The 12473-nt window shown below is 64.5% G+C and carries 3 protein-coding genes; all 3 read right to left on the bottom strand.

Annotated elements, in window-relative coordinates; all coding sequences use genetic code 11:
* Positions 1–607 precede the first annotated feature (607 nt).
* Positions 608–1042, bottom strand: a complete 435-nt coding sequence (locus ACIF9R_RS37485; RefSeq protein WP_399987489.1) for an Imm1 family immunity protein — start codon at positions 1040–1042, stop codon at positions 608–610.
* Positions 1039–7428 (bottom strand): RHS repeat-associated core domain-containing protein, encoded by a 6390-nt coding sequence (locus ACIF9R_RS37490; RefSeq protein WP_399987493.1) that lies wholly within the window; start codon positions 7426–7428, stop codon positions 1039–1041. The genes ACIF9R_RS37485 and ACIF9R_RS37490 overlap by 4 nt, the downstream gene beginning before the upstream one ends.
* Before the next feature lie 244 nt (positions 7429–7672).
* Positions 7673–11350, bottom strand: coding sequence for a LamG-like jellyroll fold domain-containing protein (locus ACIF9R_RS37495; RefSeq protein ID WP_399987491.1), 3678 nt, complete (start codon positions 11348–11350; stop codon positions 7673–7675).
* Between the last annotated feature and the right edge of the window lie 1123 nt (positions 11351–12473).

The following is a 12473-nucleotide window of genomic DNA, read 5'->3' on the forward strand; positions in this document are numbered from 1 at the left end:
CCGCGACCTCCACCGCCACAACGATGCCTTCGCCGCCTACGGCATCTGACCGACCGGCACGAAAGCGGACATCACGGCACTACGCCGGGGCCGTGCCGACGACTCCACGGTGAGATAGGCCACGTCCCGCCGGTCGAATACGAGAACAACCACTACCTCGCAACCACGAAACCCCAGGTCACACCCAACATCTGAGATCTCTACCGAACCCGGAACGGTTCAGTCAGCTCACGTTGCCATCAACTACTGCCGTCACCCCGTGCAGAAGCCCCGCCAGGGCGCACCTGGCGGGACTTCATTTGTGTTGACGCTAGCGGGTATTCCGCTTACTCGTTTACCTCACGCCTGTCACTCTCCAAAGACAGGACTAAGCCAGACATGAACCAGATCGTCAGACATTTCCGCTGGCGATCTGGACGAACTTAGCGTCGGTGACATCATTCAGATGAATGGCGACCCACCTGGATGATGGGTTATATGAGTCGAGGCTATGAACATCTTACTCAACGGTCCAGGACCCCTATTTGTTGCGGGCACCGAGGCCACCTGAAGCCGTTCTCGCCAACCAGTGCGGGCGCCGCACCCGGGACACTGAAAGGATGTCCTATCACCAGAATTCCGGCTCTTGCCATTCAACGCATTGCGGACGCTGCCCCCCGGATAGCAGGAATTCCTTAACGGCTTGACGCACGAGGTTGAGGGGAATTTCTGAGCGACTCGGGAATTCGGTCGAATTTCCCATGATCGAGTAGGTAGATTCCCCGCGCTTTGTCGAGGGGTCGAGCGATACCCAATTCCCCTCGTCCATGAAGGCAAGTACTCCGCGCCGGACTTGCCCATCGACCCCAACCAGCAACTCGTGGTCAGGGACACCTGCCGGCATGAGCGGACGTGCCAGGCTGTGCAGTGAGGCCAAGTTCTCCGATGGCCCGCTGGCGACTAGTACGTCGATCAGGTCGTCAACATCGCTCGGACTTTGAATCAAAGCCGGGTTATCTCCGTGCTCACTCCGGTAGTAGGCATGCACTTTACTGTTCGTCACTTGGCACCTCCATAGGAATGTTGATTATAGCCACCCCTCCCGTTGGGCCAGTGTACGGTGAGCTGCCTATTGCCCAAGATGGCGTCTAGGACTCTGTGGCAACCCAACGGCTGCGCACACGGGCCAGCTGGGTTATTGATTACGACCTCTGCCCTATTTACGCCATCTCGAATCATGACAGCGGCCATTTTCTGTTCAGCATCGCTCGCGCGAGCAGACTTTGCAGCACCCTTCAAATACCCCGCCTCTCGAAGCCGATTATTGACAATGTCTATCAACTCGGCGTCTGCCTTTTTGTTTCCACTGACGACGCGAATCACGCGCCCGGATGAAGTGGAGCCAACTCCGACTGTCTGCCCCTTCGCAACGAATTTCGGAAGCACGCGAGTGGCAAGCTCCCTAAGGCTCGCGGCACCTTTTCCGACGCCCGCGACTCGCGTCCACCCTGGTCCTGGACTCCAAGGGACGACGTTTTCTTGGATATCGACATACTCGCAATATGATCCGTCATCAGTACACCACAGGCGCGGATCAGATTCTCCGAGGAGCTGCCCGGCGACCCACTTGATCGCCTTCATAACAGGATCTTTACCGGCCTGCTTATAGGGGCCAGGAAGTGGTGATGGGCCAGGGCTGGGAACTGGAGTGGCATTCGCATTGGCGCTATTAGAAGCGCCGTCTACATCGGCGCCTATCCACCCGCTTGAAGGATATCCAGGAGACGGACCGTCACTTCCGGGACTATCACCGTAATTGAGCCCATTCCCGTGGTGATCTGAGGGCTCGGGCATGGGGTCGCCGTCGTCCGGGCATTCGTCTCCCCCTCGGCCGCAGGCAAGAGCCAGGCCTGTGGGGTCGCTGTAAGTTAGCGGATTTTGGGCGGCGTAGGTGTAGCCATTGAGCGTGTGCGGCTTATCGACTTCCAGAAGTGGATCAACGCTGATGAATTGGCCGAGGGTGGGGTCGTATTGGCGGGCGCCGATGTGGGTGAGACCGGTGGTTTTGTCACGGGGCTTACCAAGAAAGCCCTTGTCGTCAGGCCAGGTCGTGGTGTCGCCAGCGGGTTCGCCGCGGTCCGCACCGAAGGGCGAGGTATAGCGCTTGGTGAACGTTTGGGTAGTGTCGGGGTTGATGGCAAGGCTTGCCGTGCCATGGTGATCGCCAGTCAGGTAGGTGAGGGTGCCGGTGCCGGATTCGTTGGAGCGGACGGCTGAGGTGATATCGCCGACGGCGTAGTAGCGCTGGGCCCAGGTGGTGCCGTCGGCACGGAGATGGAGTTCGGTGGCGCCGGCGTACAGCACCCGCTCACCCCCGGCGGTGCTACGGATCAGGAGTTCACCGGCGGCGTCGTAGAGGTAGTCGGTGGCCTTGCCGTCCTCGGTGAGTCTGGCGAGCTTGCCCTCCTCGGACCACGCGAGATCCTGGGGCGCCTTCACGCCGGGGCGTTTGACGGTGTTCCCGGTCGCGTCGGGGGTGTAGGTCTTCTCGGGGACGGCGCAGTCGCCCTTGGTGGTGGTGCCGGTCAGGAAGTGGGGCTGATCGGTCTTGGTGTAGCAGTAGGTGGTCCGGGTGTCACCGGCGGCCTTGTGCGTGGTTTCGGTGGTGCGCTGGCCGGCCTCGTTGTAGGTGTAGCTGGTCCAGTACGGGGCCGGGCCGGACAGGCTGCTGGTGCTGCGGACATCGGAGCACTTCTGGGAGCTGGGTGTCCAGGCTTCGGTGAGGCGGCGGTGGCCGTCGTAGGCGAAGCACTGGGTCTCGGCGCTGCTGGTGCCCCCCAGTGTCGTGGGGTCGGCGATGGAGGTGACGTTGCCGGCCTGGTCGTAGGTGTAGTTGAGGTCCTGCAGTTGGTAGCTGTGGGTGTCGTCGGTGACGAAGCTGCGGATCAGGCGATCGGTGCCCTGTTCGTAGCGGTTGTTGATGTAGGACTTCTTGTGGTCGGCCGTGTTGGCCGTGCCCAGTGTGAGCTGGGTGGGCTGGCCGATCTCCGAGTAGTCGGCGTTCAGGAGGTAGCCGGTGGAACCGCCGACCGAGGTGACCTGCCCGAGCTGGTTGTAGTCGTAGTCGACGATCTCGGAGGGCAGGCCCCCCAGAGCCGGTTCTTTGGTGTGCTTGAGGGTGCCGTCGAGGTTGTAGGCAGTCTCGAACTCCAGCGTCGCCGGCGCACCGGCCTTCACGAACGGATCGTCGGCGGGGAGTGTCAGTTCGCTGACCACCGGGCGGGACAGCGTGTCGTACGCGGTGACCGTGTCGGTGTACGCCTGGCCGCTCTTCCCACCCACGTAGCGGGTGTTGCTGTCCGGCAGGCCCTTGAGCAGGGTGTCGTAGGTGGTGGCGGTGAGCTGGTTGGCGTCGCTCTTGGCTCCGGCCCAGGTCCCGGTCGAACGGCCGAGGGCGTCGTAGGCGGTCAGAATCGTCTTACCGCGGGAGTCGGTGGACTTGACGGCCCGGTCGAACGCGTCGTACTCAGTGGTGCTCTTGCCCTGGTCCGGGTCGGACGCTGTGATCTGACGGCCGAACAGGTCGTAGGTGTAAGACCACGTGGCGTCGTCCGGGCCGGTGATCTGTGTCTGCAGCCCGTCCCGGGTGTAGTGGAACTTCGTGGACGCGTAGCTGGTGCCGGGGCCGTCGCCGTACTGAGGGTCGGTCGGGGCGCTACCTGCGTATTCACGGGTTTCGAGGGTGCGGCCGCGGATGTCGGTGATGGTGCGGGTGGCGGTGCCGCCGTCCAGTGCGGTGGTGGCGGTGGAATCCCCGGTGTAGCTGGTGGTGGTGGACCACTTCTCGACGCCGAAGACGTGCAGGGTGGCCTTGGTGGCCCGGCCGGCCCCGTCGTAGACCGTGCCGGTCTGCTTGGGCGCCTCACCGTATTCAGCGCGGGTGTAGGTGCCGTTGGGGGTGCTGGTCGTGTCGAAGATGTCCGCGTGGGACTCGTAGGGGAGACCACGGGTGTCGTAGCGGGTGTCGGTCAGCAGACGGCCACCGTGGGGTGTCTGTGACTGGGTCTGCAAGGGGCGCAGCAGTGCGTCGAAGATGGCGTAGCTGGTGGTGTAGGTCTCGCCGTCCCTCTTCAGGGTTGAGGAGGAGACCCAGGACTGCCGTTTGTTGTCCATGTGGTAGGCGAACTTGGAGCTGGGGCTCTGGCTGGCGCTCGAGCGGTTGGGGAGCCACACGGAGGTGAGCCGGCCGAGTGCGTCGTAGGCGAGTTCGGTCTTCTTCAGGTTCGCGTCGTAGGTGCGCAGTGCCTGGCCCCGGCGTGGGTCGAGGAAGCTGGTGGCCTTGTGCCCGAGTGGATTGGTGGTGATGGTCTTGGTGAGCGGGCCGGCGGTGGGCGGGGTGTAGGCGGTGGTGGTCGGCTGGCCGTCCGCGTCGGTCACCTTGGTGATGCGGCCGAGAGCGTCGAAGTCCGTGGTGGCGCTGCTGGTGATCGTCTGCCAGCCCGGGCTGCCGGAGGCATAGCCCTTGGCGCGGCCGGTCCAGGTGACCAGGCCCTTGGCCGGCTTCATCGACTCCGACCACGTGCTGGCACCGTCGTAGCCGACCGCTGTGTCCGCGAGGACGTCACCGCGGCGCTTGTCATCGGCGGGCAGGTCGAGTGCGGTGTCGGCGATGGAGCACTCCTTGCCGACGGTGCGGGTGCGCGAGACCAGGCTGTTGATGCCGACGTCCGGGTTGCGGGCGTACCAGGTGCGGGTGCAGGTCTCGTCTCCGCTCAGGCCCTTTTGCCCGTAGTCGTCGACCTCTCTGATCATGCCCAGGTCGTCGTAGCGGTTGGTGATGACGTGGGTGCGCCAGGACTTCGAGGCGGTGAGGTAGGTGCTGGCGTAGGAGGTGTTGGGGCGTGTCCAGCGCGCGGTGTGAGCGGCGGCGCCGGGCACCGTCTGCGTGGCGGTGTTCTTGGAGGTGTAGTTCGTGTACGAGGTCGAGATGGGCTGACTGCCGTTGTAGGCGACCTTCTGCAGCATCTGGCCCGAGTACTGGTCGCTGTCGGTCAGGGCGGGGAAGGTGACGTCGGTGTCCATCAGCGGCCCGACGCTGACGGTTCTGGTGGTGCCGTCCTTCTTCTTGTCGCCGTGCATGCCCTGCAGATAGCGGGAGACCGTCTTGGAGCGAGTGGTGTCCAGCGCGCCGGCGTACACGGTGACATCGCGGTAGCCGCGCCACTCGGACCAGGTCCGCTCGTCCTTCGGCGTGAACGGATCGTCGGCGTAGTGCCATGCGGCGCCCGAGTAGTCGTAGGCGTTCTCGACCGTCTCGTTCTGCCCGGTCGGATCGGCGACACCGACCGCGAGTACACGGTATTTGTGGAACCAGTCCACGGACGCTTCCGTGGCGCCGTTGATGTTCCAGTACTGGGGGTAGCAGGAACGGGTGTTGGAGTCCTGTGCGGCGCCGAGTACCTCGCTGCGCCTGCACTCCGGCGCCGACAGCGTCACCGTCGTGATCGCCCCCGTTTCCGAGGTGATCGTCTCGATGCGATGGCGCGTGAGCGGCAGGATGTCGTCCGTACCGTCGACCCGGTTGGGGCGCAGCTGGTAGGTGAACACCACAGGGTTGACGTCGATCGCGGTGCCGGCCTTGCCCGTCCGCTTGATCGATTTGAGGACCAGGACGTGGTCGGTGGTGTCCCCGATGTCGCCGGCGTCCTGGTATTCCTGGGTCAGGGTCCATGAGTCGACGGGGTCGTGCTTGCTGGTGGTGGCGTTCCACGAAAAGGTGTGGATGTTGGTGAGGCGCTTGCGGGTGAAGAAGGTCGGTCCTGCGGCATTGCATTCGGTGTCGCCACTGGTGCAGATGCTGTCGAAGGGGACGTCGGGCCAGTGCTTGGCCGTGTCCTCGGTCAGCTCTGTGCAGTCGCTGACGGTGCAGCGTTCGGCGTAGGAGAAGGTCACCTTCGCATCGGCGTCATCGGTGAACAGCGCTCCCTTGCGCAGCCCGTACTTGATCTCCTTCAGATAACCACCACGAGTGTAGGCGGCGTTGGCGGTGGTGGCCTTGTTCTTGGGGTAGTGGTTGGATTCCTTCGTGTACCAGTAGGTCGAGGCGTTGCCTCGGGTGTCCTCGACGTAGTCGAGGTTCCACCGCCAGGCTTGGGTCAGCGAGCGGTCGGCGAAGATGCTGCCCTTGTCGTAGCCGGGTTCGCCGGTGTCGTCGCCGAAGACGGGTGTCGTCCACGTGGAGTTGGTGCGCTGGTCGGCTGCCCCGTCGAGCTTGTTCAGGCCGAACACGTACTTCGTGCCGTCGCCGGTGATGACGGTCCAGTACTCGCCGTTGTCGTCCCCGTTGTCCGCGCCGGTCGAGCGCTTCACCGTGGAGGCGTCGTCGTTCTCCAGGCGATGGGCACCGGTGGTGTTGTCCTTGATGATGCGGCTGGACTGACCGTTCAGGACGAGGCGGGCGTTGTCGTACTTCCAGCAGCGGTCGAAGATCTTGTCGTGGCCGTCGTCGTCGCAGCTGCCGTAGGTGCGCTCGATGTAGGACTCGGTGAGGGTGAACCCTTCTCCGACCGAGGTTCCCTGGTTGTTGGTGGAGGCGGTACGTCCGTCGATGCTGCCCGAGTCGTACGACAGGCCCAGGCTCGGTGTGGGACCGGCCGCGGCTGGGGGCAGGGTGAGGCCGTAGTTCCAGGTGAACGAACCCGAGCTGCCGCCCGCAGCCCACGACGATGACGGAGCGAGTCCGGTTGCGGAGTAGTCGCCGGTCCCATTGGGTGACTCCCCCGCACCTGCCGCCGCCGCGGTCACCGCGAACACGGTGGCACTGGTGAGTCCGCTCGCCGAGGCAAGCTGTGTGGTGACGCCGGACTTGGTCCCGGCAAGCGGGACCTGCGCGGAGACGGTCTGCTGTGCTGAGTCGTTGGCTGAGGAGAGCGGGGTTTGCTTACGACATTCGGCCTTGTGCGGGGTCGTCAGCGCGCAGGCTGGGAGCTGCACCAGGCTCAGGCGTTCCGACCAGCCGCCACCGATCATGGACGCGAAGTTGCGGTAGTCGACACTGACTTCCGCCGTACCGGCGGTGTCGGCGCTGGCTGTGAAGAGGACACCGGTGATGCCGGTTTTGCGGGCGGCTTTCTGGTCGAGGACCGTGAAGTCCACGGACCCTGCTGCCGCCGTCATGCTCCGGGTCTTCACCGGCTGTGCGGCAACAGTCGTTCCCGCGAGGTCCACCTTGGCCGCTTTGTTCGCGGAGAGTGTCGTGGTGGCCGTGTCGGGCTTGGGCCAGGCAGCTGTCTGCTCTTGCTGGGCCTTGCGTGCTCGCTGTTCGCCGGCCTTCTTGCTTTCGGAGACCTTCTGGCGTGCCTTCTTCGCGCCCAGGCTTTTGACTTCTTCGACCTTGCTCACGCGGGGTTTGGGCACATCGGGGCGCCCCAGGCCCTGCTCGGCAGCCATCGCGGCCGGCAGCTGACCGACTGGGGCCAGCAGCGCCAAGGCCACCGCGGGCACGACGAGGCGTCGCCCCCACCGCCGCGCACCCCCCGCACCTTTCCTTGAGGTGCCTATGCCAAATGTCATGAGTTTCGTACCCATCCGGTTCACAAGAGCTGGAAGATCAATCAGGTTGCGGCAGCGGCCGGAGAATCCGGCCGTGCGGTGGTTGGGCAGCCACCAGGGCTGCCCAACCACCCACTGCAGGTCAGTCGCCCACCGTGGCCTCGATCTGCTCGGCGCTGGCCATCGCGCCTGCCCACAGGCGCACCTCGGAAATCCGAGCGGGCAGGAAGTGCTTCCAGCCACCGCTCGCGTATGCCTTGCCGAGGGCGAACTCGCCACTGCCGATCTGTGCCGTGTATGCCTTGGCGTCGCCGTTCTGGCTGTAGCCGATGTAGAGGCTGATCGTGCCGCCGACCGAATCGTGCACACCGGTCAGCCGCACGACGCTGTCCACGCTCGCGGTCTCTTCGGAGGTGACGGAGGAGAAGGTGCCGTCGGACTCGAGACGGCCGAAGTGCCATGTGCCCTCCGGCACCGTGGTCTCCTCCATGGTCTCCTCGTCCATCACGGTCTTCTTGCCCGTGAGCTGGAACCACAGGCCCCATGCGGAACCGTCCGCGGTGCGCTGGCCCGCAACCTGTCCGATGTAGCCGACGTCCTTGGTCAGCAGCTTCGCTCCGTCCAGGGTGACGCCGGTGGTCACCGTGAAGGAGCTGCTGCCGTCGACCACAGGGCCGGCGGCCGTGGCCTCGTCATCAACACCGTCGAGGACTATCTCGTCGTCGGTGACTGAAGCACCTCCGGCCAGACTGAGGCTCTTTCCGTAGGAAGAGACGGTGTCCTTGATCGTGGTGCCGTCGACGCCGCGGGTGGGGTTCCAGTCCGCGATCAGTTCCACTCCGGCGAACTGTTCCGAGACCAGCAGCCTGGCGTCATTGGCGATCTCCTCCGACGTGAGCGTGCGCTGCCAGACCGTGACCTCGTCGATCACGCCGTCGAAGTAGTCGACGTAGTTGCCACTCCACTTCGCCCTGCCGATCTGCAGGCCGCCTGTGGCCGACCAGGGCACACCGGCATCCACCTCGGACTGGAACACTCCGTTGACGTAGAGGCGGACCTTGTTGTTGTCCGCGTCGAAGCTCGCCGTCAGATGCGTCCAGACACCGGTGGGGCTGGTCTGCTTGGCGCGGGCCTTGTTCCAGGTGTAGGTGCCGTCCTTCGAGGTCAGCACCCGCAGACTCCAGTCCTTGATCCCGTCCGCGCCGTAGGAGACGTAGAACGGGCTGCTGTTGCCGCCGTCCTGGCTCAGCACGGTTCGGGTGCCCGTCGCACCCGGTGTCACCCGCGCCCACGCAGAGATGGTGTATGAGGAGCGGGTCTCTACTGCAGGGCCGCCGGTCGCCGCATGACCGCCGGCACCGTCCAGCATCAGGCCCTTGTCGTCGACCGGAGTCATCAGCGGCTGCCCCTGCGCGTCATGGGTGATCAGACCGCGCCGCCCGTAGTTGGGCCGGCTCGCACCGGTGCTCAAGGTCGCGTCGTCCTTGCCGTCGTCGGTGGCCGCGTCGACCGCGACGCCGTCGGCCTCGTCGAAGTGGTAGCGCGCGATCGGCCCCGCTCCAGCGGCGACCAGGAAGTCGACCGCGCTCCAGGCGCCGTAACGGCCGACACTGTCCTTCGCCCGGACCCACAACGTGTACGTGCCCGTCTGCTGAGGAGTCAGCTGCACAGTTGCGGACGACCCGTTGATGGTCGGCCAGGTCGTCATGCCCGACAGCGTGTACTGGTACGACACGACACCGGTGTCACCCGTGGCGGGTTTGAAACTGAACGTGCCCTTCACCCCTGGGCCGCCGCCGGCCGCGCAGGCGTTGCTCGCACAAACGGTGTACGGACTACCTACGGTGATCTGCGGAGCCTTGGGTGCGCTGGAGTCGATGATGAAGTAGCACGGGCTGGTGTAGCCGGTGTTCTGCCGATGGCCGCCGTTTTCGTAATAGGAGAGGGTCAGGGCCTTCAGCCGGTACTTGACGCCCTCTTGCAGTGTGGGCAGGCTGCGCGTCTGTTTGACCAGGTTCCCCACGTAGCCGGTGGTCGGTCCGTCCACATCAGTGTGGGCAACCGTCCAGGACGAACTGCTGTACTTCTCGGTGCGCCACCGGATGCGCAGACTCGCGCCCTTCTCGCCGCCGGCCGCAGTACGGGGGCGGCCCTGGACCTGTGGGGTCGGGTCGGACACGATGCTGGGGTTGGCCGCGTCCGTGGAGCAGACGAAGCCAGAGCCGGAGACCATGCCCACCTCGGTGGGCGTAGCGGGTATGGCCACATACTTCACGTCCAGCACGGCGTCGTTCTTGAACCGCTTCCAAGCCGCGGTATCCGACTCGTCGTGCGCCCGGATCTCCAGCGTGAGCCGCGAGAACTTACCCGCCGCGAAGTTCTTCACGGTCGGAGTGAGGTTCTCGTTCGTCTCCTCCGGGTTGTCGTTGAACTCGATCGCCGCATCCGGCAGCCCCGGACTGCACAAGTCGCCCCGGCCCGCCGACACATGCCGATCGCCCATCAAGTCCAACGCCTTGGGGCGCGAGGACCAAGTGGTGGAGGAGGAGATGTTATTGGTGCGGACCAGGTCCACCCAGCGCGGAGCGCACTGGAACGCCCACGGCTCAGTGACCCGGAACGTCGCGTCCAGGACGTGCTTGCCCTTCAAACTCGCAGGCGAGAACTCGAAGTACAGCCTCTGCACATACCCCGGGCCGCAGTAGTAGCCGCTCCAGGTACCGCACTTGCCGGCACCCTTACCCATGCCGTCGTCGCCATTGCCCCAGCCGTAGGACTCATAGCCGTCCGATCGCAGCAGCGTCCGCTCCGACTCACCCCAGGTCACCGATGGGTCGATGAACAGCGGAAACGCAGAAGGGTCTGTCTCGGCAAGGAGTTTGCTGTCGGGGGTGATCGACAGTGTTTCCTTGCCGACCTCCACATCCATCGTCGCTACCTGATCGCCCTGTCCCGGCTCCACACCGGACCCGGACGGGGCCGACTCGGCGGGGTCGGACGGGTCCGACTCGGCTGGGACCGTCTCGTCCACCGTCGCACGTGCCGCCTGAAGTCCAGATGGCTGCGCAAGCGCCTGGCCCGCCGAGTTCCACATACGGGCGGGCGGCGCCTTGAACACCGTCTGGCCATTCGGATCAACCGCGGCCAGGCTCCCCGATGTGCCTTCCTGGACCTCAAGCCCGGTCGTCTTCAGGCCGAAGGTGAGCTTCTTCAGCTGCTCGCCGGCTGCAGCCTCAGGGGTTTTGACCACCAGGACATGCTGGAAGCTCTCCACCGTCGCGGTGACCTTCAAATCTACATCCGGCAGCACGTTGGCATACACGGCACTCGCACCGTCCAGCCTGGGTTCGGGCAGGCTGCCTGGCCAGCTGAGCTCGATCGAGCGGCCCTGGCTGGCAATCCGCGCCAGCGGAGCCTTCCCGCCACCGTTGGAAAACTCGATCTGCGGAGCCGCAGCCTTGGGCGCGATCGAACCATCCGCGCGCTTCTCCAGCGTCGCATCCGGCTTCTCCCAGCCCCCGCCCGGCTGGGACACGCGTACGGGAACCGACGACTCCTGCAAGGTGAAGGTGTAACCGTCCGGATTGGCGAAGACCGTGGTGCGTTCGGAGCGCTGCTCCGTCACCTCCACTCGCTCACCGGACTCCTGAGCCTCCGCGAGTGCCTTCTGCCCCTCCGACAGTTCTCCGGAGTCCGCCGTCGACGCTGATGCCCGGGCTGCGGACGGCTGCACCAACGCTGTGGCCAACAGCGCCGCAACCGCTGCACCTATCACTGACACCCCGCGGTACGTCCGACTCCCGCGACGACGTTTGGGCATGACTGTGCCCCCCGTCCTGAAATCCACAGCCCCTACCCCAGAGTTTCAAAAGTTTCACAAGTGACGCAGAGTCAAAGCTGTTCACCCGGCAGAGTCAAGTGCACTGTCTTCCAGGGGCGTTAACACACGGTCTCCGAATGGGAAGTTTCATTTGGATTTGTACGGTTTGACGCCACCCCCTACATACGCCCATGAAGCAAAGCTCTAAGTAACCAGTCGGCCGGAACCGAAGGAAGCAAAGCTTCGACTGGCCGGATTTCATCTCCGAAATAGAACCGCAAAGCTGGACTAAACTCTTCAACGGCCATGCGAAACCATGACCCTCCTCACTCCATCCAGTCACGCTGAGTGAACAAGGGATGAGATCCTGCCAGACGAATGACTCTGTCTCACATTCGATGGTGCCGCAGCACGCCGCTATCCGATGAGAATGCGGTGACGAAGAAGGGTGAAGCCTGGTCGTCCGTGCACCTGACACCCGAACCGCTTGATCTCGGTGTTGGCACCCTCAGTGGAGCCACCGCTGCACGGAACCGTGAGCACGACGATCACCGCGCCCCGGTCACGGCTAACCCCCGGGAAAAGGGATACAACTGCGGCTGAAGACCCCGGCAAGTGGACATGAAAAGACCCCCTCCCTGAAACAGCAGGGCGGGGGTCTTCCTCATGGAGCGCCGGGCAGGCCTTGCACCTGCATTTCCCCGCAGGAAGCGGGGCGTCTTTCCTTGGACCACCAACGCATAGCCCACCACCGGCAAACCGGACGGCGCGCTCAAGATCCACTCTACCGTAGTCACGGCACGCCGCGCACATCCTGGACGGCTCCCGCCAACCCGCTGATCAACACCCGGGGCCTGGAGCCGCCCTTGTCCTTCCACCCGTACAGCGCCACACTCTGATCGCCCTGGCGCCGGAGCTCTCGAACACCGCCTACCGGAACCTGCTGATCGACTACGCGTGCGCAGGGCCGAAGCTGTCTCGCAGGCTCGTGACCAAGGCCCGCCGCATCCGCAAAAACTGAAGACACCGGGTCTATCAGGAATTAGGTGTGATTCGTCTGTTTGGCCTACGAGTTGGTGGGTGGGCTGTTCGGCCTACACTCGTCCGGCAGTAAGGCGGCCGT

The sequence above is a fragment of the Streptomyces sp. NPDC086080 genome (genome assembly GCF_044540255.1).
In the GTDB taxonomy this organism is placed as follows: Bacteria; Actinomycetota; Actinomycetes; order Streptomycetales; family Streptomycetaceae; genus Streptomyces.

Excerpts from the sequence above, each read along its gene's own strand:
- ACIF9R_RS37490 (WP_399987493.1), bottom strand. The coding sequence starts at position 7,428 with ATGGCTGCCGAGCAGGGCCTGGGGCGCCCCGATGTGCCCAAACCCCGC.
- ACIF9R_RS37495 (WP_399987491.1), bottom strand. The coding sequence starts at position 11,350 with ATGCCCAAACGTCGTCGCGGGAGTCGGACGTACCGCGGGGTGTCAGTG.